The following is a 24,234-nucleotide window of genomic DNA, read 5'->3' on the forward strand; positions in this document are numbered from 1 at the left end:
GCCAAGGAGTTTTCCGTGACGATCGCAACTTTAGACCCTAATTCTGAAACCCAGCCTGTTGAAAATGAAATCCAGATAGAAGAAATTTTGGCTAATGTGTCTCTAATCAAAGCAGTCTTTCAATCTGCTAAGGGGCCAAAGGTCGCTCAATTGCAGCAGAAGGTAAGTCAAATCGAAGCTTTTATCCAAGCTTTGGCTAAGGATTCGCCCAGTTACAATGACGAAAATGTTCGGGGGGCTTTTCAACTCCAGCGAGAACAACTTGCGGCCATCGATCGGCAAATGCAGCAAGCAAAAGGTCAAACCGCACTTTTGGAGGTAACAGTCACCGCCCTGCGAGATGTTCTCAACGCCGATCGCGTTTTGATTTATCGTTTTGAGGAAGATAATCGCAGTCGAGCGATCGCTGAAGCTATACAACCGGGTTGGACATCCCTGCTCAACCAATCCCTACCGATAAATTTGTTTGTTACTACCGGTGTTGGCGACGGACAAAACTTACTCAACAACCTAACTGAAGTATTAGAACTAACTCCCCGCCAACAGCAATTTTGGCAACGCTTTCAGGTGCAAGCTAGCCTCTGCTTGCCCTTGATTGTCAAACAACAGCCTTGGGGTTTTTTAGTTATTCATCATTGCCTTCAACCCCGACAATGGCAGGAAACAGAGCGCAGTTTGCTGCAACAAGTAGGGATGATGTTGACAATTAACTTGCGTTGGGCTGAAATAGTAGCTCCACCTGCTCAACAGCTTGAATCCTGCGATCGCTCACAGTTACTAGTGCCATTTCAGCAGGTGAGCCAGGCTGTACAAGAAGGAGTAAGAATCGCCGAGCTTGCCAACGAGCATTTAATGTCTATTCAAGATACTGTTGCTATTAGTAATAAACAGCTGCAATACCTTGGTGAATTTTGCCAGCAAGCTTCTGGCTTTGTTCATCTTGTGGAAGGCTTAAGTACCAAAATTCAGGTTTTGTCTTTGAATACAGCCATCGAAGCCACAAAAGCTAGCGATCAGGAACGAGGTTTGCTAGCTGCTGCCGAACAGGTGGAAATTCTCGCCCGTCAAGCCCGCGACAGCACCCTAAATATAGAGGAATGGTTCCAGGAACTACAGGTGGCAGCAGCAGACGTTGCTTCTGCTATCGAACCGTGCGATCGCCAAATCAGTGCTGGGTTGGAGTCAATCGTGCAAATCCAGGAGCAATTTAGAGCGATCGCCGACATCGCTGCTTGTACCCTCAAATCAATATCGAAGCCATAAGACCTCTTGCAAAAGTGCTTTTTGCAAGAGGTGGGAAAAGGGTAAAGGTTAAAGGGGAAAGGCAAAATACAGAACCTTTCCCTTTCCCCCCGCCCCTTATCCCCAGAGGGGACCCCACCTTCCCCTTTCCCCTTTTCCCGACTTCTGCAAGAAGTCTATTGAATTGTCACAAACCCCATAGAAACTGAGAGTTGTTTTCATGAGTACCGATTTTGTCCCCCAACCGCAGAACGACGATCGCTTTCTAGAAGAAGCGATCGATCTGTTACTGTTCTTGGAACAGGAGTTGCCTAACTATACAAAAGACAGTAACCCTGGTACAGCTTTGGCTCTCATGGAAGCTGCTCGCTCTCTGCATTCGATTGCCATAGCAGCCGAGTTAGATGCCATTGCCATAGTTGCGGCTGCACTAGAAGAGATTTTTCAGCTTCTGCATCAGTATCGAGCAACTGTCAACGCCCCAATCGCCTCCCTGTTGTCGGAAGGATTAGATTGCCTACAGATGCTGTTGATGGCATTTTTAACAGCCTCGCAAATTGACGAAGTAGAAATTCTGGAGCGGATGTCTGCCATTGTTGCTCGTCTACAAGCAGAATTTGGCGATCGCCAACAAAGCGTTATCTCCCAAGAAACAAACCTTGAGACATCGATAGAGCAACCGCACGAATGTGAAAAAGCAGGGGAGCAGGGAGTAGAGAGCAGGGGAGCAGGGGAGCAGGGGAGCAGGGGAGCAAAGGAGAGTTCAAATACCAAGTTCTTTCCCCTCCGCCCCTCTGCCCCTCTGCCCCTCTGCCCCTCTGCCCCTCTTCCTGCCTCTTGTGAGACTAGCCCCCAGTCTGATAGCCTTGTTCGCGTAGATACCGAGCAGCTTCCCATCAATGTAGGGGAACTAGCAAACCCAAAGGAGTATGGGGAAGAAGATTTTCATCCTTGGTTGGGGGATTTTTCCCTGCCTACTGAAGCATCCCTAGTTAAATCTGTTCGCGATCGCCATCCACTCTCTTTGCAAGAATCGATTTCTACCATTCTTGCAACAAGTATTCCAACTGCCACACCCATCAATATTAAGCATCTCGAACAACTAAACGCGCTAATTGCAACATTATTAATTAACTATAATCAGCAAGCTTGTCAGGAAGAACAACAGCAACACACCATCGGGCAGTTGCTCCGACAAGTTAAACGATTACAACATCTGCTCGATAACCTACAGGAATGGTCAGGGCGTTTAGCAGCAATTTCAGATACCCTTTCTCCTCTAGCGGCTTCTCGCTCTCAGCAATTATACGGTACTCTTCAATCTGTTTTGGCTGAAGCGTCTCAAGTGGCATCAACTGTTTATTCCCTTAATAACAATCATCATCAACTCAAACAAGAACTCATACAGCAGGAAAAGTTACTTAACCAGTCTTCCAATTTAGTCAAAAAAGTTACAACTATTCCTTTAAAAGTAGCTTTAGAACCTTTACATCGGCTTTGGTCTCAGTTACAAGCTCTACAAGATAAGTCTGCTAGACTACATTTACAAATTAGCGATATCCAAGTCGATCGGGCATTTAGCGATCGCCTCCGCACCCTCTTGTTGCATATAAGTTGCTATTTACTAGAGCAAAGTATTGAGTCTGGCCAAACACGCCAACACCTTGGTAAAAATAGCAACGGTATTATTGAAATTCAAGTTTACCAGCAAGGAAATCAACTAATTATTGATGGCTGTGATGATGGCGCAGGACTTAACTTATCTCAAATCTATCAACAAGCTTTAGCCCAAGGACTCGCCCTGACAAAACCAGGGGATATCTTACAAGAACTGGTAATTGAACCAGAGGTTTCATCTGTTTTATGCGATCGTGCTGCCTTAGAGTTAGGAGTAGAATTAACTGAAGTTTGCAAGCAATTAACAGCTATTCAGGGAAGAATAGTACTGAAGTCTAAAGCTGGACATGGTACAGCCTTCTCGCTCCAAATTCCCCTCGATCAAAAAATTGCTCAACTTATCGTCTGTCAAGCTAACTCCAGAGTCTATGCATTTATTGCCGATTCTGTAGAGCAGATTTGTCTATCCCAGTCCGAACAAATTATCCAAACTCAAGCGGGACGCATGTTATTATTACAGTCTTCTGGCACCAGTGGCTTGCTTGGTTATGCTGATGAGCATCTAACAACAGAAATTCTCGTCCCTATCCACTTATTGACTGATGTGCTGATTTGTCCTAACCAGCTTCCCACCTCAGTTACTACTTACAGCACAGATACACTAAATGCTTTCAAGCAGGATAAGCCTTTATTAGTATTTCGTTACTTAGACAAACGATGTGCTTTAGAAGTAGATTGCATAATCGGCAAGCAATCTGCTGCGATCCATCCTCTGGGGGAAGCAATCCCAGTTCCTGCTTATATCCAAGGAACTAGCATTCTTGCCAATGGGCAACTTAGCCTGGTTTTGGATGGTCATCTTCTCACAAAATCTCTAGCTTGAACTCAATACCTACCGAAATGCTTGTTACACATGAATTACAGCAGTTTTAGTTACTCCGGGGCTACTCAAAGCCTTTATGTTCCGCAAAAACGTGTATCTAATCCCTCCGGCTTATGAATTTACTAACTTAGGAAAAATTTCTGTTAGGGCGTTAGAATTCAGTTTATTCAACGAAGTGCAAGAACCTCTGTTGCTCAAAAAGCTACTAAAGCTAAAGTTGCATAGGCGTAAAATGAATGAGTACCGGATTTTGCTTGACTTCGATATATGTACTCCAGGGTCAGCGCGTCTCAAACCCTATTGACAAGCGGACTTGCCTGATCTAGTAATCAGGTTGGAAACAAAGTGACACTATCCGAGCTAGGGTAAGATTTAATCCATCTAGGTGCAAGGTTCGAGTAATGTCAACCGGATTTGAGAACTAGAATTGCAAAACCAAAGCATCTTTTGCACCCAGCATAGATAGCAAAGACATTACCACTAAGTTTCAGGAATATTTCACACAAATAAAAGACCCCAGAGTGAAAAGGACAAGATATCATTTACTCACTGATATCATCACCATAGCAATTTTGGCAGTAATAGCAGGAGCGCAAGGTTGGGAAGATATTCAGGAGTATGGACTCAGTAAAGAGGAATGGTTGAAAACGTTTTTGGAACTACCATTCGGAATACCCAGCCCCGATACTTTTAGGAGAGTATTTGAGAGATTGAAGAAGAATTCAGAAGTCAGAATGGGCTAAACGCCCCGCTACCGCTAACAGGAGTCAGAATCCGTCCTGATCTGGATTGACTTAATCCAATTTAAGAAACATGACTGAAATTGCTGTGGATTTAATTGTGCAAAGACTCGTGCAAATGTATCGTGTGATGGTATTCCGTTTGGTAGCTCTAAAAATGTTTTTAACCACTCATATTTTGTGCAGCCATACAATTCAATTGCCACCCAACTGTCTGCTCCACATATCACTGCACATAAAGCAATTGTGAGAATGTCTATTAAATTGTGTCGCTTCGTGCGGTCTATTCTTGGGTCTTCCATTAAAGCAAAGTGGTCAGCAATCGTAATTTTTGGCTTGAGCTTCACGCTTTTTTAGGGGCTTTCCTCTACTTCTAGAATGACTTTATCATCAATGCCTCATTACTCAACCTCCATCCCATCAGCGATCGCTACCTTTGTCGCTTTTTAGTATATGTGTACTATATTTAGATGCGTTTGCCCTGGGAGGAGATACAGACATATTACCAATTCTTGATGGAGGTACTACGAGCAACCGCAGATAGTAGTGGTAACGCGCAGGTAGTTTACCCCCTGCTGGCAAACAATACAGACAAACTTGACGGAGTGTTAGCAGAAATATTGCGCCGTTGGGGAAGAAATACACTTGGGGAAGCGAAAGCAGATAAAGCGAAATATTTAGCAGCAGTTATTTTTACATTTAGCAATCTAATAGCGCAATTCCCCTTGGGTAGCAAAGCCAGCAATATGGAAATTGCCATTACTGGCTATGAAGTCGTGTTAACTGTCACAACCAGAGAAGCTTTGCCTCAAGATTGGGCAGCAACGCAAAATAATCTCGCAATTGCTTACAGGGAGAGAATTAAAGGAGACAGGGCAGATAACATTGAAAAAGCGATCGCTGCTTATACTGCTGCTTTAACTGTCAGAACTAGGGAAGCTTTACCTATTGACTGGGCAATGACACAAAATGATCTCGCAATTGCCTACAGCGATAGAATTAAAGGAGACAGGGCAGAGAACATTGAAAAGGCCATCGCTGCTTTGACTGCGGCTTTAACTGTCTACACTCAGTCAGCTTTGCCTCAAGATTGGGCAGCAACGCAAAATAATCTCGGACTTGCCTACAGCAATAGAATTGAAGCAGGCAGGGCAGAGAACATCGAAAATGCGATCGCTGCTTTGACTGCGGCTTTAACTGTCTACACCCAGTCAGCTTTGCCTCAAGAGTGGGCAATGACGCAACATAATCTCGCAATTGCCTACAGCAACAGAATCAAAGGAGACAAGGCAGAGAATTTAGATCTGGCGATCACTGCTTATCAACAAGCCCTAACTGTCAATACTCGCACCGCCTTTCCCCAGGATTGGGCAAGAACACAACTGAATCTGGGGCTTGCTTACTTATACAGAATCAAAGGAGAACGGGCGGAGAACCTCGAAAATGCTATCGCAGCTTGTACTGCGGCACTCCAAATTTCTACCCACGCAGCCTTTCCCCAAGATTGGGCAAGAACACAAATGAATCTGGGGACTGCTTACTCTGAGAGAATATTAGGAGAGCGATCTGAGAATTTAGAATTGGCGATCGCTTGTTATCAAGAAGCTTTGAAAATTTATACTTTTGAGGCATTTCCTGTTGAATGGGCAAGAACGCAAGCTAATCTTGCTAATGCTTACAGTAACAGAAATAGAGGGGATCAAGCTGATAATTTAGAGCAAGGGATCGCCGCTTATCAACAAGCGTTGAAAGTTTTCACTTTTAACGCTTTTCCTGTTGATTGGGCAAGGATACAAAATAATCTGGCAGTAGCCTACAGCAATCGCATTGGGGGTGAGCGTGCCGATAACCTAGAACAAGCGATCGCCGCTTCTCAACAAGCCCTACGAGTTTATAGCCGTGAAGCCTTTCCTTATGAATGGGCAAGTACGTGTCATAATCTTGCAAATGCCTACAGTGAAAAAATACATAGCGATAGTTTAAACAATATAAATAGATTAGAAAATCTTGAAATTTCTATTTCTTTCTATCAAAAAGCACTTATAATTTATACTCCCGAACGATTTCCAAATGAATGTTTAATTATTAGAGAAAAACTTAATAATGTTAATTCTCTGTTTGACTATTATCAGACTAAAATTTTTAGCTTGTCTCAAGCTATCAAACGTGGTGACATGATTAACCGCATCGAATTTGTTAGAGCAGATATTCTCAGTTTAGAAGTAGATGCTATTGTAATACCAATAAATACAAATCTTGATTTTGGTGCTGTAGGTAGACAGCTACATGAAAGATTAGGCTCTAGTTTGTCAGTAAAATTATTAAGTCAGCCAAGACCATCAATTGGAGAAATACTTGTAATTGATGCCAATCCTTTGCCTGCTAGTCACTTATTCTTTACACCAATCAATTATGCAAGATTTGCTAGACCTAGTACTATCTTACAAGGAATTAATGCTGCTTTAAATAAAGCTATTAATTTAAGTGATGTTCGGACAATAGCATTTCCTTCTCTGGGAACTGGTGCTTTAGGTTTTAATCCATCTGACTTGGCTTTAGAAATTTTAAAAATAGTAATAAAACATCTAGAAAATGAAAATAAATTAGAAAAGGTGATTTTTACTCTTGTCGATGAAGCTGCATATCAAGCTTACATCAGTGCTTACCAAATGCTGCTTTTAGAAACAAGTTTGCTTTACGAAGTATTAATCGCTATATCTCCAAAAGTACTAATTCTTGGTGAAGAAATAGAAATATCAGTCAATGTCAAGCAAGCTGGGATTAATAAGGATAATACTCATATACTTCAAATTCCTCTGAGCGAGGCAGTAGGCAGCGAATTTAATATCATTCTGACAGCTCCTAGTTTCCAATTCAACGGCGATAACACCACTAGCTTACCCATCGATCCAGACACTGCTAATGTAACCCAAACAGCAACTTTCAATCTTACCGCCCTGCGATCAGGACGCACCAAAATCAAAGCAGAGCTTTACTGTGGAGAAACTTACAAAACTACCCTCGAAACAGAAGTAGAAGTTACCGCATTTGAAGAAGCAGAACTACGTCCACTCATTGCTGCCCGATCGCGTCCCGTTCCCCAACCAGATATAATTCTCCAATTGCGTACTACTTGGAACGCAGATATCTCCGCGTGTACTTTCAATTATCACATCGATAGCTATCAACCACGCCTGCTATTCGCGGATGACGTTGACTACAACTCACAGTCTTTTTCTACCACTTGGGTCGAGCGATCGCACTCATTATTAAAAACTACCCTTGAGGAAGCAGCAACTAGCCTTAGAGAAGATTTCCGTTCTCGCCTTGTTTCTCTCGGTCAGTACTTATTTCAATCCTTACTCCCAGAAGAACTGCAAAATACCTTTCGCACCATAGCAGGTTTCAACCGCCCTTTCACTTTACTGATATTAGCTGACCAGGATGCTTGGTTTCCTTGGGAACTGTTGCATGATGGGCAGAAATTTTTAGGCGATCGCTTTATTATTGGCCGATGGCTTTGGGAGTTAGAAAAATCACGACCCTATGAGTTTCCTGTGGGTGCGGTGAATGTTGCCTATTATGCTAGTGTGGAACAACCTGAACTTTGGACTGAGCTTTTGCACTCATCAGGAGCGCCGCCACCTATTTCCATGCAAGCTGGTATATTTAATGATATTACTTTCTTTGAATCAATACGTGGCTTGCATTTAATTCGCTATGGTCAATCTGTGGACACAACAAACCGCCAGAATGCGCCAGTGCGGGTGAATAGCAGTAGCGATATTCAGGATATTGAGCGTGAGGTGCAACCAGCTAAGTTGAGTCTGCATCGCAATCATCCTCTTGTATCTTTGAGTTATCTAAATGCAGGACAAGCGGAATTAACAGCATTAGAGCAAACCTGGGCTTCTACCTTTGTCAGAGCAGGTTGTAGCGCCTTTGTTGGTTCCCTCTGGGCGGCGCAACCGAATGTGGAAGCAGCTTTTGTTAGTGCTTTTTATAACAGCATTTGGGCAGGACAAACTTTGGGTGTGGCATTCCAAACGGCTCGCAGATTGGCTAAAACTGTTGTACCAGAATCCTTAGACTGGCTGGCTTATGTATTATTTGGCGACCCAATGGCACGTCCTTACCGACCTGTGCAGGGACAGGGCTATGCCGTTGTGGAACCTATAGGTCAAGAAATTGACGACCCAGTATCCCCAGGAAGCACAGTAAGGTTTCGCGTTAGCCTGCGCCGTACCCCTCCTGTATGGTACGAAAATCGATTAATGGAAGTGGCTGAAGATTTAAGTTTTGATGATTTACGTGTTTTTATCGTCACGTCCGGATTGCAGGTTACTCCTGGTGATTCAATACTTATGACACGTACAGCTACCGGAGATTATTTAGGTTGGTTTACGCTTACTGCCCCTGCTGAGATGGAAACTCGGTCAGTGTTAGTTCAAGTATACTTGGAGGACGGGATAGAAGCTGTTCACAATTTGCGTTTTGCACTGAATATTGTTAAGCAGGACGGTGAGGCGCAATGAGAGGAATTGGCAGTCCAGTTGGTCTAAATTTGGCTAGTTCTTGCTTAGAAATTTTAATCGATAAAGATTACTACTCAATTGGTCGGTGGAGCTTTCCTAAACCTGATAATAAAGTTTTGGAAGTGCTGACAGAAGAGATTTTAGATTGTTTTGATACTTTAAGAATAACTCTCAATAAAGAAAAAAGTCTCGCATTAGACGCGGATTTGTGCCATCAATATTTAATCAAATTAGCTGAATGGGGGCGGACAGCCTATCAAGCATTTTTTGGTGAAGATAGACCAAATAAAATCCTCACTAGTCGCCTAAATGAAAATGTAGCTCCCACCTTTGTTTCTGAAGTTATGCCCTTTCCTTGGGAGGTTTTGTTTGAGGGTAGTGAGGAAGACTACGAACAGGGAAATCCTGAGATGTTTTGGGGACTGCGCTACACCCCGGCTCGGATTCTCAACCCAGAAAAAGATATTGCAGATTATGTTTTGGAGCAAGCACAACCTTCTGATATGTTATTTTGCTTGCATCACAGATTGCTTCATGCTCATAAAAAAGAAAGGCCAGAAATTGAAAACTTGGTGAGGTTGACAGCAAAAGACCGCTTTACGTTGCTGGGGACAGCTTGCAATTTGACTAATGGTAAATCAAGCGATCCGTTAGGGGATGACTTGCTTAAGTATCTTTACAAGGCTAGCCATAATATGTTGCATTTTGCTTGCCATTGTAAGGAGACTAGACTGGGGGATAAACTGCTGATTTCTTTTATTAAAGATGAGGAACTTACAGAAAATGGCTTGGTTTTGGAGTTAGAAACTTACAAATTTTTGTTGCGCCAGGGGAAATTTCTCTGTCAGCCGTTGGTGTTTCTTAATACTTGTTAGTCGGCTGGGGGTGTGGATGAGTTACGAAGGACTTTCAATTTACCCAAGGTGTTTATTGAGCATGGCGCGGCGGCAGTGATTGCTACAGCTTGTCCGGTGCCGGATATGTTTGCGGCGGCATTTGCGAAGGTGTTTTATGAGTTTTTTCTGCGGGGACAAGTAGTGGAGGATGAAATAAGTGGGGAGAAAGTCGTTAAAATCCTGACAATTGGAGAAGCACTGCGGGCGACCAGGTGGTATTTTTTGACAAAGTATAATAATCCGTTGGGGTTGGCTTATGGGGTTTATAGTCCGGCGACCTATCGAGTGAGAGAGTCAGGTTTAATATATTAGCTTAATACTATTTAATTGATTGATGCTTATTTGCTTTATAAGGAAAGTAGGTTGTGCGAATTCCGCTAGATTACTACCGAATTTTAGGACTACCGTTAGCGGCAAGTGAAGAACAATTGCGACAGGCATACAGCGATCGCATTGTACAATTGCCACGTGAGTATTCTCAGGCAGCAATTTCTTCTCGTAAACAACTCATAGAAGAAGCTTACGTGGTTTTATCAGATCCAAAACAACGCAGTACCTACGATCAGCTTTATCTTGCCCACGCCTATGACCCTGATAACCTTGCTGCTGCCGCAGTAGCACAGGAAAATCGTACAGAAAGCACCAAAAGGGGTAGTGACACCCAGAGTCTTGGTATCGAAATTACCCAAGACGAATTAGTTGGCGCTTTATTAATTTTGCAAGAGTTGGGGGAATACGAACTTGTACTGAAACTAGGTCGTCCCTACCTGGTAAATAAAAATGGTACTAAAAGTGTAATAAAAAGTAATAATTTAGCAGACGAAGAAATATACGAAAGTGCTGAACATCCAGATGTTGTTCTCACTGTTGCCCTTGCTTGTCTCGAATTAGGACGTGAACAGTGGCAGCAAGGTCACTACGAAAATGCCGCCATATCCCTAGAAACTGGTCAAGAACTCCTAGTACGTGAAGGGTTGTTCACTAGTGTACAGGCAGAAATTCAGGCCGATCTTTACAAATTGCAACCATATCGGATTCTGGAATTATTAGCTTTACCAGAAGCCAACACGACCGAACGTAGCCAAGGGTTGGAATTATTGCAGAACATCTTAGACGATCGCGGTGGCATCGATGGCAACGGCAATGATGAATCCGGTGTGAACATAGATGACTTCCTGCGATTTATCCAGCAATTGCGCTACCACTTAACAGTCGCAGAACAGCACAAGTTATTTGAAGCCGAAAGCAAACGTCCTTCGGCTGTAGCTACTTATTTGGCAGTCTATGCCTTGATAGCACAGGGATTTGTCCAGCGTCAACCAGCTTTGATCCGTCAAGCCAAGCAAATGCTGATGCGTTTGGGTAAGCACCAAGATGTACATTTAGAACAATCGCTATGTGCACTTTTATTAGCACAAACTGAAGAGGCCACCCGTGTTTTAGAACTGAGTCAAGAATATGAAGCTGTAGCTTTTGTTCGCGAAAAATCACAAGACTCGCCCGATTTGATACCGGGTTTATATCTGTATACCGAACACTGGTTACAAAATGAAGTATTTCACCATTTTCGCGACTTAGCACAGCAACAAGTATCCCTAAAAGATTATTTTGATAACCCACAAGTACAAGCTTACCTGGAAGCTCTGCCCATCAATGAGGAAATTAACTATGATGTGAGGGATGTACTTGATCAAAAGATTAATAATTACCGTCAGCATATTTTTGTGACTACTACTCAAGAAAGAATTATTCTTGGTGCAGAAATAGAAATATCAGTAAATCTCAAGCAAGCTGAAATTATAGAAAATAATTGTTATATACTACAAATTTCTCAGGATGAAGCTCTTGGAAATGAATTAAACATACTACTCTCCGCTCCTGGCTTTCAACTTAATGGCGACAACACCGCCAGCCTACTTCTCGATTCTGATACCGCCCAAGAAACTCAAACCGCCCGCTTTCGTCTCACCGCTATTCGCCCAGGTAACGCAACCATTACCGTTGAACTCTACCGTGGTGACATCTTTGAGACAAAACTAGAAACCCAAATCCAAGTTGCCGACATTGATGAAGCAACTTTCATCCCTCAACGCATAACTACCCAACCTCGCCCCGTTCCCCAACCAGATTTCATACTTCGCATCCAAACAATCTCGAACTTAACAAACTCCACTTGTGAATTCCAATACCAACTAAAAAGCTTCCAGTTTTCCTCAGTATTTACTGATGACAACATTTATATATCAAAAGTACTTTCAATCTGTTGGCTCGAACAGGTATGGCGATTGCTAGCCACTACACTTGAAAATATATCCCATAGTTTGCTTACTGAGGCAAAATCTCATTTAATTTCCCTGGGTCAATACCTATTTGAGCAAATCTTACCCACAGAACTACAAACTGATTTCCGCATTTTAATACCCCAAAATTCTACTTTTACACTTTTAATTATCGCCGACCAAGAAGCTTGGATACCTTGGGAACTATTATATGATGGTCAAAGATTTTTAGGCGATCGCTTCATCATTGGTCGTTGGCTACAAGAATTAAACGACACTAGACCCTACGAATTTCCCGTAGGTGCGGTTAACGTTGCCCACTACGCCAACGTCGAACAACCCCAACTCTGGGCTACTCTCCTCGAAGCCCCCAGCGCACCTCCACCCCAGCCTTTACCAGCAGGTGTATTGCATGATTCCACTGAAGCGATACGGGGTCTGCATTTAATTCGCTACAGTCAGTCCTCAGATGCAGACCTTCGTAACGCTCCCGTAACCTTAGATAATATCAACGACACAGAAGACATAGAACTCCAAATGCGTCCCGCCAAACTAAACCTACGGCGCAATCGTCCATTTGTGACCTTGAGTTACGTAAAAAACGATACTCCAGAATTGACAGCATTAGAAAACACATGGGCATCCGCCTTTATCCGCGCTGGATGTAGCGGCTTTACAGGTTCTCTCTGGGCTGTAGAACCAGCAGTAGAAGCTGCTTTTATTAGCTGCTTCTACAACCGTCTGTGGGCTGGCACTTCTTTGGGTGAAGCTTTTTATACTAGCCGTCAGTTAGCCCGTACAGCTGCACCTGATTCCCTCGACTGGCTAGCTTATGTTCTGTTTGGCGACCCAATGGCGCGTCCTTACCGTCCCGTTGCTGGTGATGGGTATGCTATTGTCGAACCTATAGGACGGGAAATTGATGACCCATTGCCCCCTGGTGCGATCGCTCGTTTTCGTGTTACTCTGCGAAGAAATCCCCCTGTGTGGCATGAAGATAGAGTCATCGAGGTAGCAGAAAATCTCGTATTTGAAAATCTACAGGTACATATCGTAACCTATGGTCTGCAAGTGATTCCAGATTTGCATGTCACAATGACACTTACTGCCAAAGGTGATTATTTAGGCTGGTTTACCCTAGTTGTACCTCATGAAATTACTGATACCTTAGCTTTAGTTCAGGTGTACTTTGCAGATGGGATGCGACCAATTCATAGCCTAAATTTTTCCCTTAAAATTGAGAATGGGAGGGAAGAATGAGCGGTATTAGTAGCGCTATTCGCCATCAAACAATGGCATCTTTTTTACAAATTGTAATTCCTAAAGAAAATTATTATAATATTGATTGGCATAGGTTTAAAAGAAGTGCGACAGACGAAGAATTGCTGATATTTTCAAACAAAGTGTTGGCTTCTTTTTGGAGACTAGAAAAAGCAATTAATCAAGCCAAAAGTATCAAATTAGATGCGAAAATTTACCATCAAGAAATGAAAGAACTGGCAAGGTGGGGTTTAGCAGCTTACCGCAGATTTTTTGAAGACGAACGCTCTCGTCAAATTATCGAAGGTCGTTGCAAAATGATGGGCAGCGAAACCCCAGCACCTACCTTTATCTCTGAGCAGGTACTTTTTCCTTGGGAAGTACTGTATGCAGGGGATAATTGTGAAGAAGCTAATCCAGAAATGTTTTGGGGACTGCGCTACACTCCCGCTCGAATTCTTACTCCCGAAAAAGATATTTCTCGCTTTTTGGCAGACAGAACCACACCATTAGATATGATGTTTTGTCTGCATCATCAGCTGCGAGAAGCTCATCAAAATGAATGGCTGCTCATTCAAAAACTGATTCGCAGTTACCAAAATAGCCGATGCTCTCTTCTTTCGGCAGCAGGGAAATTAATAGGGGTTGAAAGTGGACAAAACCTACTTGATTATTTCATAGAAGCTAACCATAACATTTTGCATGTCATTGTCTGTCAGAAGAACTAGATATTGATACGCTGCTATTTACTTTGTTAAAGGATGAAGTACAAGAAAGCGAACCCTTAGTGATTAAATTAGATGCTAGCTCTTTCCTTTTGGTAAAAAAAGATAAACCATTTCAGTGCCAACCATTAGTCTTTCTAAATGCCTGTCAGTCAGCAGGTGGAACTGATGCCTTACGCAAAACTTTTAACTTACCCCAAATGTTTATTAAGCGGGGTGCTGAAGCGGTAATTGCAACCGCTTGTCCCGTTCCCGACCGTTTTGCTGCGGCGTTTGCTCAACAATTTTATACGTTTTTTATAGATAAACAAATGACAATCGGGGAAGCCCTACAAGCTACCCGCAGATATTTTATAGAGGAGTACAATAACCCTTTAGGTCTGGCTTATGGTCTTTACAGTCCGCCTTACTATCGACTAACTCAACCCCTGGCTACAGTAGGTGTCGCCTGATGAAAAACTACCCATCTACCTCAGCAATTACCCAAGCAGAATTAGAGAAGTTACTGACGCAACTGCAACAATTGCGCTCCTCAATTACTACTGCACGGGAAACAATTGCACCACTAGAAACAAATCTCGCAGCAGCTTACAACGAATTTCAGGCGGTAGTTGGTGCATTACGTCGCCATTCGATGCGCTTACAAGCAGAAATTTTCTCTCTTCGTAGCCAAATTCAACGTTTCACCCAGGATGCAGACGATACTCAACAACAGGATGTAGGAAACGATAATTTTCTCTACCAGGAAGAACAAAAAGACCCAGAAGCGATTGATAAAGATATGCTACTGGAGCATATTTTTCGGTTATTAGATCCTGATGTCAACGCTGAGGATGCAGAATTGCTCGCTAATCTCCAGGGTTTATGCAGTGACGCTACTGCCAGTTTAGCTGATGTTTTAGAAGAATTACCTTGGGGAGTAGTTTGGATAACTCGTAACTCCCAAGAAAACTTGACACAGCAATACCAACGTCTGAAGATTTGGGAGGGAGCGTTAAACCGACAGCTACAAAATTTAAAGCAAGCAACAGAACGTTTGTATAAAGATGCACGTTACGGACTTTGGCAGCAACAGCAAAAAAGTCAAGAACACTGGCATAATTTTCTCAATCAATGTATCGAACAGCAGCAAGACCAAAATTACGAATTACAAGCTGAGTTAGACAAATTAAAAGAGGAGTGGGGGCGCATCACCAGCACTAACAGATTATGAGTAGTAAAGACTACCAACTTGATTTACCTGTGCCAGTAGGGGTAGAAGATTTGCCCATCCCCGTTGCTGATACTGCACCGCAACAAGAACAACCCAGTGATAAAGCGTTTTTAGAATGGAGTAACTTGGCAAGTCAGCGCCATGTGCGCTCTTTAGCTTTTGACCCAACACAGGGAGATTTATGGTTGGCGACTGGGGGAGGGATACTGCACTGGAAGCTGGAATTAAACCGATTTGTTAGATACGCCAGCGAACATGGTTTGCCAGGTAACTCAGTGTTAGCAGTTACCGTAGATGGTGTGGGTCAAGTTTGGGCTGCTCACGAACAATTTGGAATTTATTATCTAAAAAATGATACTTGGCGACCTTACCGCATCCTGGGCGAGGTAAAGGTAAGTTGTTTGACCTTGGACTCTACTGGTAAACTTTGGGCTGGAACTGCTAGCGGTATTTATGCTATCAACACTCCAGACCGCAAACCCGCTATCGAATTACCTCCTGCTGGGTTTCCTCCAAGAGCAATGGCGATCACCAACGAAAATGATATTTGGCTGTGCAATGCTCAAGGCGTTTATAATTACAAAAATGCTAGTTGGATGCGTACTACCGACAGTGTGCAGCCAGATGTTCTCACGCTAGCTCGTCAAGGTGAAAACCTGTGGTTAGGAACTTTTCGTGGACTGGTACGCATTGACTTATCAACGAACAAATCGCACAAAATTGATACTACATATCCTGGTGAAGTTACTGCCCTAGCTCCCCATCTGCAAGGAGTTTGGGCAGCCTGTGGCGGACAGGTGGGTTTAGCAACAGAAACTGGTTGGACACCCTTGACAGAAAAGCGATTTAATGAACCTATTACCAGCTTGCTAGCAGGTAGAGACGATCAAGTATGGATTGGTACTCATGATGGACTGTTGCGCGGAGAGAACAAACAAATACTTTTGCACTTAACGGACAATCCCCCTGATGTCATTGGGTTAGCTTCCCGCGAAAAATCTCCACCCACTTTTAGCAGTTTAGTGCAAGCATTGTCAGTACAGCAATTTGCAGACCGTTCTATTTTATGGATTGGGACGGCACTAGGTTTATTTCGATATGACTTATTTACCGAAAGTTGGCGACGCTATGGACAACTTGCTAGCCAAGATATCCGCGCTATCATCACCAGCCAAGACCAAGAAACTGTTTGGGTTGCGAGTTGGAGTAGTGGTTTACATGGCTTAAAACAGCAGAAGGAACTCCAAACCGCGCCCAATATTTCTGAACCAATTTTAACCCTAACTGCTGGAAGCGATCGCTACTGGGCAATTGGGTTAGATGGTCTCTATCAGTACAAAAATTCAGCTTGGGTACAAGTAATTTCTAACAAAGTACTACCTGTGAGGGGATGGCTGCAAGCAATTGCCCAAGCTGTCACAGACCATGTTTGGCTAGGTACTTCGGCAGGATTGTTGTTATATAAAACTGATACAAAACGACTGACTCCAATTACTGGTAACTTAGGTAGCGCAGATGTGCGATCGCTACTAGCAATTAATAGAGATGAGTCGGAACAGGTTTGGGTGGGTACAAGTCAGGGATTGTACGTAGGCAATGTTGACAACTGGCAACCAATACCTGAGCTTGAGAACCGAATCATAACAGCCTTGCTATGGGATAAGAACAATAGCAGTTTATGGGTTGGGACAGATAGGGGGCTATTTTGTCTGCTAAGTCAGGGCAATGGCTGGAAAATAGTCAACGAATTTAATATCCACAATAGTGGCTTAGGGGCAAATCGAGTTATAGCACTTACCATCAGCACTGGTGAAGATAAAGAGACTAAATTATGGGTAGGTACACCTTCTGGTTTAAGTTGCTACACATATTAAAAAATCTAAAATTGAAAGGGGAGTAGACGGTGAGTGAGGTAGATATTTTAGGGATTGATTTAGGGACAACCAATTCAGCGATCGCAATTTGGGAACCAGACACAGGACAGGCGAGAGTTTTGTCCAACTCAGAAGGCGATCGCCTCACTCCCTCCATTGTGATGTTCGATACCCAAACAAATCAACCCATTGTCGGTAAATCAGCTTTGGGTTTCATCACCACTCACCCCAGTCAAGTCATCTACTCCGTAAAACGCTTTATGGGCTGTACCTTTCGTGACGAGCGGGTACGCATCGACCAAACTCAAGTTACTTATACTATTGCAGAAATGCAGCAGAGCAAAGTTGCTGTTCGTGTTGGTGAAGAAATTTTTACACCTCCACAGATTTCTGCCGAAGTACTGCGTAAGCTGAAAGAAGATGCTGAGGCAACTTTGGGTAAAACAATATCCCAAGCTGTCATTACTGTTCCGGCTTATTTTAGTGAATCTCAGCGTCAGGCTACGAAAGAAGCCGGAGAATTAGCTGGGTTACGGGTTCGTCGAATAATTAATGAACCAACGGCTGCGGCCTTAGCGTTTGGCTTGGGTACAGAACCCCAAACAGTAGCGGTTTATGACTTGGGTGGTGGTACATTCGATATCTCAATTCTGAGAATTGAACATGGTTTGTTTCGGGTAAAGGCTACTAGCGGCGATACCCATTTAGGTGGGGATGATTTAGATTTAGCAATTATGAGTTGGATGAAGAAAGCGTTCAAGCAGCAGCATGATGTAGATTTACCTATTGCAAAAGATAATAGCTTGCGTTCCCAATTCAGAAAAACAGCAGAAATTGCCAAAATTGCCCTGACTCAAGCCACAGAGTATCAAATTAGTATTCCAAATCTTTTTGCTGTAGAAAAACAGTATTTGGGGCTAGAAGCAACCTTAACTCGTATTGAGTTAGAAAAACTTGTGCAACCTTTTATCAACCGCACCTTAGATATCTGCGATGCAACTTTGAAAGAAGCAAAGTTGCAAGCCACAGACATCGATCAAGTGTTATTAGTTGGTGGACAAACTAGACTACCTGCTATTAAGGAAGCATTGCGCGATCGCTACGGTTGGACAATCAACGACTCTGTAAATCCAGATGAAGCTGTAGCTAGAGGTGCGGCGGTTCAGGGGGCAAGATTATGTGGTTATCTTCGGGAGGAGGTGAAACTCTGGGACATAACGCCCTTGTCTTTGGGAATTGAATTAGCTAACGGCAAGATGGATGCGATTATTTGTGCCAATGAACCGATACCAGTTAAAAAGGAGCGCAAGGGTTCCCAAGCTTTTACTACTCAGCGCGACGGACAAGAAAGTATCCGCTTCCGCATTTATCAAGGTGAACGACCGATTGCAGGGGACAATGAATTTATTGGTGAAGTGGTTCTCAACCTAGCTACTACTCGTCCGGCTGGGGAAGTTCGGGTTAATTGTATGTTCAAAGTTGACCACGATGGTATTCTCCATGTATTAGCAGAAGATATCACCACCGATGGACAACCTGTAGAGAAGACATTTGACCGCTTTTATCGTTTGACTCAACAAGAGGTAGACCAGAAACTTCAAGAAGCGAAAGTGCATAAAAATGAAGACGCTGTTACCAATCAAATTTTTCAGTTAGAAGAAGAAATAATCCGACTGCAACGTGTGATTAATCAAGATAAAACATCTGACAATCTACTGTTAGAAACTTTAGAAAACTTGAAAGCAGCTATTAATAGCCGCGACGTTAACCAAGCAGAGGAACTACTTACCGAACTCAAAAGCAAAATCATCAACTAACAGTTTGTGGAATTTGCGGTAATCGCAGCGATAGATTTGTATAAAAAGAAGAACTTTAAATGCAGAATGTTAAAACATGACTCAAAATAATCGTCGCTGGACTATGATGGTCTACATGGCCGGAGATAACGGTAAGGTTTTCGAAAAACTTCAAGGTAAACGCTTGATGGCTCCGATGGAGGCGCAAGGCTATCAAGACATTGCAGAGATGGAAGCTGTGGGGTCTACTCCAGATGTGGCTGTTTTGGTGCAGTTTGATACTTTATCTGACCGCGAACACACATACCGCATATATATTCGCCCTTCAGAAGAACCCAGGCAAATTGAAAATATCCCAGAGCAGAATACGGGCGATCCTCGCTCATTACGAGACTTTATTGTTTGGGGAATTGAAAATTATCCCGCAGAAAACTACGCGGTGATTTTGTGGAATCACGGTACTGGTTGGAAAGAAGATGACATCTATGCTTTTGCGCGATCGCGTGGTGTTCAAGTGCAGGCGAGTGAAGATGAAGTGCGTTCCCTTACCCGAAATAATCGAAGATTGTCTCGTGCTTTTTTCCTTTCCTCAATTACGGAAGTGCTGGAACTAGATGATGAAGATTCACGAGCGATCGCTTTTGATGATTCGTCCTTAGATTTCTTGGATAATGCCAAACTTCAGCAGGCTTTTCAGGAAGCAGAAGCAATTACAGGTAAAAAAATTAGCTTAATTGGCATGGATGCCTGTTTAATGGGCATGGTGGAAGTGGCTTACCAGTTGCGAACAAATGCTAATTATATGGTTGCATCGCAAGAGGTAGAACCCCTAACAGGTTATCCCTACACAGCAATTTTGCAGAATTTAACCGCCCATCCAGAAATGACATCGGAAGTATTGGCAAAGTTAATTGTACAGGAGTACGGGCGTTACTATGAGGGAGAATCGCGGGGCAGTGTCACTCAAATTACTCAATCAGCGACTAATTTGAGAGTGGTTGAAAAACTAGCTGAGGCGTTGGGAAGATTGGCAGATGTTTTGCGTCAATTGGTGGTAGAAGAAGATATTTATACTGAGAAAGCGCTGTACCATGCTCAACGTAAAGCCGTGCGTTTTAAGGATAGTGACTTTGTAGATTTATATGACTTTTTAACTGTTTTACGGGATAAATATGCTGGGGATAGTGATGAATTAACCCAGATTATTGATGAAGTAATGGATTTGATGATTGTTAAAGTTGAACCGCAATTAATTTTAGCAAATATGACTTCAGGGGTGAGATTTGAACGTGTGAAAGGGCTATCGATTTATTCGCCAATGAGAGGTTATTGTCAGTTTTACGAGAGGTCAGATTTTGCTAGTTGTGGGTGGGGAGAGTTTTTACAGAGGCTTAATGATTTGGTTTAAGGATTGCGTATCAAGCGGAAGTAAAATATTTTGACCCAGTTAGATAGGAAAATATAGCATTATTTTGTTTCCAAGTGTTAGCCTGCGATATCTTCGATTTATGACCTCGGAATTTCCAATCTTACTTGTTACACAAAAAGCTTATGAAGCATCCTCAAATGAAACTTTAGGTAGCAAATATAAGTTTTGGTTTGACCACGAAGAACTTGGTCGTTGTCTTTATAAGCAAAGCCGAGAAAACCTGGGGGAAGACTGGGCAGAAAAAGTCGCATCAGAATTATGCGAACTATTGGGACTTCCCCATGCTGTTTACGAATTGGCTTCAACTTGGGAAGGCGTTCACGAAGTGACTCCGAAGGAGTATCGCGGTGTAGTCTCACCCAATTTTTTACCACAAGGGGGGACGCTTGTTCATGGTAACGAGCTTCTTTCCTCAATTGTGGCTAACTACCCTGCGTTTGAGACTTACGGCGTTTCTCAACATACAATAGATGTAGTGCTGAGGGCGATCGCAGGCGAATCTGTAAATTTACCCATTGATTGGACACCGCCCTCTGGCATCCAAACAGCAGTAGATGTGTTTGTTGGCTATCTTCTGCTAGATGTGTGGGTTGGTAATGGAGACCGTCACCACGAAAACTGGGGGATTGTCCGAATGAAAACAGCATCGACTTCAGAAGAAACGGAACACCTAGCACCTAGTTACGACCATGCTTCAAGTTTAGGACGCGACCTCTCTGACTCTCAAAGACAGAAACGCTCAGTTGCGGCTTATGCAAACAAATGTTTCTCAGCATTTTATGGCAGTGTTGATGATAGAAAGACTCTTAAAACTTTTGATGTGTTCTCACTCGTTGCTAATCGCTATCCCGAAGCAGCTTGTGTGTGGTTGGCGCGACTTGAAAAGATTTCCCAAGCCAATATTTTAGATATTTTTAATCGCATTAACCGCTCGCGCATCTCTCCCGAAGCAAGTAATTTTGCTCAGTCCATTCTGGAAATCAATAAACACAGGCTACTTACCTTGAGGGAAACACTATCTTGAAGACAACGAAAACATTATTTTTAGCTTGGCAAGACCCTATTAGTCGCTTTTGGTTTACCATTGGTCGGTTAACCTTTGACCAAGGTATTTATCAATTTGTCTATACCCAAGGTGTAAAAGAGGCTGAAGAGAAATCTGCTTTTAAACCTTTGTCGTCTTTTCCACGCTTAGATGAAATCTATACATCAACTCAGTTATTTCCAGTGTTTGCTAATCGGTTAATGTCGCGATCGCGTCCCGATTACTCAAGTTTTATTGAATGGCTCAATATTCCGAATGATGAAAATGACCCAATTACAATTTTAGCCCGCAGTGGTGGCGAACGAGAAACAGATACACTCGCTGTTTTTCCTTGTCCAGAAGTTGATGAACAAGGACAGTACCATCTTTACTTTTTCTCGCATGGGCTGCGACATCTGCCAAGCAGCGCGATTGAGCGGATTAATCAGCTTGAATTTGGGCAAAAGTTATGGCTAGCTCACGAATTTCAAAATCCCTACGATTCTCAGGCTTTAATTTTAAACACTGAAGACCATTACATTGTTGGTTATTGTCCGCGATATTTGCTTGCAGAAATTTTTGAGTTGCTTCGACACAATTCTAACTTAGAGGTGCAGGTAGAGCGTGTAAATCAACCTCCAACACCACTCCAATTTCGCTTGTTGTGTAAAATGAGTGTCGATGCGATCAATGATTTTCGCCCCTTCTCAAGTCGTCAGTATCAGCCCCTCATTGCAGAGATAGCAACTGCAATAAAATCTACTTGAAGGGTAGCAAAGCTATAATTAGGACAAAAGACAAGCCAGATAGCGCCGATGAAGAATCATGTATGGCAGAATTAACAATTCAAATTTCTGATGAACTAGCTCAACGTTTAGAACCTCTGCAAAATCGCTTACCTGAATTGCTTTGGCAATTGTTAGACGTTGCTAATTTACCAACAAATTCTCAGCCAACAATCAAAACAGAGACGACAGATATTTCCGCAATTTATCAAGAAGTTCTTGATTTTTTAATTAAGCGTCCAACTCCAGAAGAAATTATTGCTTTTAAAGCTTCACCCCAAGCTCAAACGCGGTTGTCAGAATTATTAGAGAAAAACCGATCTGCAACACTCAGTCCAATGGAATTAGCTGAGTTAGATGTTTATGAGCAATTAGAACATATGATGATTTTATTAAAGGCACGAGCTTTAAAACGCGATTAGCTAAGATGACATCTAATTCAGATTATTAATCTCACATTTCTTAGTTGTGTGTGAATCCATGATTTTTCTCCTATTTCTCAAACAATAATTCAAGCTCACGTAAAAAACCTATACTTGTGAGGTAGTATGGTTGGGATTTTGAATGATATCAGTTGAAGGCTCAGTGGAAAATTTATATTTGTACGTATAAAAATTTAGATTCTCTTATACCAACAACATAATACAATTATGTTGTTTGTTCATCAAAATTGACTCCCAGCAATTCCGCGATCGCTTGCCGTTCTATTGGAGTTGGGGATAGAGGTTCTTGACGGGCGTCGCTAATTAACCAGTCTAAAGACGCAGCTTGTACATCTATGACCTTACCAGTGTTATCCACGCAGTAGCGTCCAAACACCAACTTATCAACCAACCTTACTCCTGGTCCCAGACGTGACCATTCAAAAATCACGCTGCATTCAATAGTAGCACCACTACAGATCCAGCAATTGGAACCAATAATTGTCGGACCGATTATTTTCGCTCCGTCTTTAATCGTGGTCATATCACCAATGTAAACTGGTCCCGTAATGTCCACATTGTCCCAATTAATGTTGACTTTCAACCCAGTGAAAATTCCGGGAGCAATTTCGTAGCCAGGAATAAACACATTGTTGATTTTTTCTCCTAAAATTAACTTACGAATCACACGCCAATCATATGACAATTCATCAATCTTAGGAATTTCGTAATATATCTTATATAGTGCTTTTTGATGACCAGGTTTTAATATATTAAATAATCCAGAATCGTACAATTTTCTTATTAAAATCAGATGTTTCCAATATCTAGGAATTGCTAAACTAACTCCACCAATATTTGTATTAGGCGCTCGTTCGCGTAAATGATTGTAGTGGCTTACTGCTTGCTCCAAATCCCCATAGACAAAACTTCTTATACCATCGATATAAATCAGAAAAGGTTCAAATCCTGCTTCTAATAATGGTTCTGCAAGCGTTTCTACCAACGAAGCAAGACGTAACATATCCCCCATATCTTCTTGGTTCACCCTTTTACTCAACGCCTGCGCTAACTCCCGCGCTACCTCATCTGGCTTAGTATAAGCTAATGCCGTCCACTCCTGCGCCTCCCGTAAATCCTGCGTATCTGCGTCATCATCAGTCAGTCGCTGCGCTACATAATCCAGCAAAAACTCCCCCAGTTCATCAAATCTTTCCTGCCCAAATTCCCCCTTTAATTCCCGCAACAACAAATTCCGGTCAGCAATATCCATCTCATACATCTCATAACTCACTTGCCGACACAACCGCGACAGCAACACATGAGCTACCGTCGTCCAAGGGGCTTCAGGGACAAAGTTTGCCCAAATTTGGTAGAGTAAATCGGGTGTAAGTACCAAAGGAAACGCCGCGTGACGAGCCAAGTTGCGGTGTGCTTCCCCAAACTGCTGGGCAAACCCTTCAACCCTTCTTTGGGCGATTCGTATTTCCTGCTCCTTGTTTGTGGTAGGCATC

At 42.7% G+C, this 24,234-nt stretch carries 15 protein-coding genes and 3 pseudogenes; 16 read left to right on the top strand and 2 right to left on the bottom strand.

Translation table 11 applies throughout. The features are described 5' to 3' along the window. The first annotated feature begins 15 nt into the window (after window positions 1-15). The 3 genes and pseudogenes from ACFFRD_RS19150 to ACFFRD_RS19160 all read left to right on the top strand — a co-directional run. A complete protein-coding gene (locus tag ACFFRD_RS19150) occupies window positions 16-1,263 on the top strand; it encodes a GAF domain-containing protein (RefSeq protein ID WP_392482748.1) in 1,248 nt (415 codons plus the stop codon). A 199-nt stretch (window positions 1,264-1,462) separates the two neighbouring features. Next, window positions 1,463-3,742: a chemotaxis protein CheA gene (locus ACFFRD_RS19155; RefSeq protein WP_392482749.1), complete on the top strand. Its 2,280-nt coding sequence runs from the start codon at window positions 1,463-1,465 to the stop codon at window positions 3,740-3,742. Between the two features lie 458 nt (window positions 3,743-4,200). After that, a pseudogene (locus tag ACFFRD_RS19160) lies at window positions 4,201-4,467 on the top strand (transposase family protein); the annotation flags it as partial. 41 nt (window positions 4,468-4,508) lie between these two features. Here the strand turns inward: ACFFRD_RS19160 and ACFFRD_RS19165 are convergent. Beyond that, a pseudogene (locus ACFFRD_RS19165) lies at window positions 4,509-4,829 on the bottom strand (ISAs1 family transposase); the annotation flags it as partial. Window positions 4,830-4,952: 123 nt separating this feature from the next. Between ACFFRD_RS19165 and ACFFRD_RS19170 the strand changes: the two are divergent. From ACFFRD_RS19170 to ACFFRD_RS19230, 13 genes and pseudogenes are all read left to right on the top strand, one after another. Beyond that, on the top strand, window positions 4,953-9,017 hold the full coding sequence (locus ACFFRD_RS19170) for a tetratricopeptide repeat protein (RefSeq protein ID WP_392482750.1): 4,065 nt from the start codon (window positions 4,953-4,955) through the stop codon (window positions 9,015-9,017). Then, window positions 9,014-9,892 (top strand): CHAT domain-containing protein, encoded by an 879-nt coding sequence (locus tag ACFFRD_RS19175; RefSeq protein WP_392482751.1) that lies wholly within the window; start codon window positions 9,014-9,016, stop codon window positions 9,890-9,892. The genes ACFFRD_RS19170 and ACFFRD_RS19175 overlap by 4 nt, the downstream gene beginning before the upstream one ends. Before the next feature lie 12 nt (window positions 9,893-9,904). Next, the gene (locus ACFFRD_RS19180) at window positions 9,905-10,225 is read left to right on the top strand and encodes a hypothetical protein (protein WP_392482752.1); all 321 of its coding nucleotides are present in this window, start codon (window positions 9,905-9,907) and stop codon (window positions 10,223-10,225) included. 53 nt (window positions 10,226-10,278) lie between these two features. Then, window positions 10,279-11,574 (top strand): annotated as a pseudogene (locus ACFFRD_RS19185) (J domain-containing protein); the annotation flags it as partial. A gap of 1,874 nt (window positions 11,575-13,448) precedes the next feature. Next, the gene (locus ACFFRD_RS19190; RefSeq protein ID WP_392482753.1) at window positions 13,449-14,180 is read left to right on the top strand and encodes a hypothetical protein; all 732 of its coding nucleotides are present in this window, start codon (window positions 13,449-13,451) and stop codon (window positions 14,178-14,180) included. Between the two features lie 23 nt (window positions 14,181-14,203). Then, window positions 14,204-14,629 (top strand): CHAT domain-containing protein, encoded by a 426-nt coding sequence (locus ACFFRD_RS19195; protein ID WP_392482754.1) that lies wholly within the window; start codon window positions 14,204-14,206, stop codon window positions 14,627-14,629. Beyond that, a complete protein-coding gene (locus ACFFRD_RS19200) occupies window positions 14,629-15,390 on the top strand; it encodes a hypothetical protein (RefSeq protein ID WP_392482755.1) in 762 nt (253 codons plus the stop codon). The genes ACFFRD_RS19195 and ACFFRD_RS19200 overlap by 1 nt, the downstream gene beginning before the upstream one ends. Further along, a complete protein-coding gene (locus ACFFRD_RS19205; protein WP_392482756.1) occupies window positions 15,387-17,264 on the top strand; it encodes a hypothetical protein in 1,878 nt (625 codons plus the stop codon). The genes ACFFRD_RS19200 and ACFFRD_RS19205 overlap by 4 nt, the downstream gene beginning before the upstream one ends. Window positions 17,265-17,293: 29 nt before the next feature. Further along, on the top strand, window positions 17,294-19,081 hold the full coding sequence (locus tag ACFFRD_RS19210) for an Hsp70 family protein (protein ID WP_392482757.1): 1,788 nt from the start codon (window positions 17,294-17,296) through the stop codon (window positions 19,079-19,081). Between the two features lie 76 nt (window positions 19,082-19,157). Further along, the gene (locus tag ACFFRD_RS19215) at window positions 19,158-20,468 is read left to right on the top strand and encodes a clostripain-related cysteine peptidase (RefSeq protein WP_392482758.1); all 1,311 of its coding nucleotides are present in this window, start codon (window positions 19,158-19,160) and stop codon (window positions 20,466-20,468) included. Between the two features lie 100 nt (window positions 20,469-20,568). Further along, window positions 20,569-21,513 carry a HipA-like protein gene (locus ACFFRD_RS19220; RefSeq protein WP_392482759.1) on the top strand — a complete coding sequence of 315 codons (945 nt, stop codon included), beginning with the start codon at window positions 20,569-20,571 and terminating at the stop codon, window positions 21,511-21,513. Continuing rightward, window positions 21,510-22,280, top strand: coding sequence for an HIRAN domain-containing protein (locus tag ACFFRD_RS19225; protein ID WP_392482760.1), 771 nt, complete (start codon window positions 21,510-21,512; stop codon window positions 22,278-22,280). The genes ACFFRD_RS19220 and ACFFRD_RS19225 overlap by 4 nt, the downstream gene beginning before the upstream one ends. Before the next feature lie 62 nt (window positions 22,281-22,342). Continuing rightward, window positions 22,343-22,720, top strand: coding sequence for a hypothetical protein (locus ACFFRD_RS19230; protein WP_392482761.1), 378 nt, complete (start codon window positions 22,343-22,345; stop codon window positions 22,718-22,720). A 226-nt stretch (window positions 22,721-22,946) separates the two neighbouring features. On the opposite strand, the gene ACFFRD_RS19235 is transcribed toward ACFFRD_RS19230, so the two are convergent. Next, window positions 22,947-24,233: a hypothetical protein gene (locus ACFFRD_RS19235; protein ID WP_392482762.1), complete on the bottom strand. Its 1,287-nt coding sequence runs from the start codon at window positions 24,231-24,233 to the stop codon at window positions 22,947-22,949. Between the last annotated feature and the right edge of the window lies 1 nt (window position 24,234).

The sequence above is a fragment of the Nostoc sp. C110 genome, from assembly GCF_043099725.1.
In the GTDB taxonomy this organism is placed as follows: Bacteria; Cyanobacteriota; Cyanobacteriia; order Cyanobacteriales; family Nostocaceae; genus Nostoc; species Nostoc muscorum_A.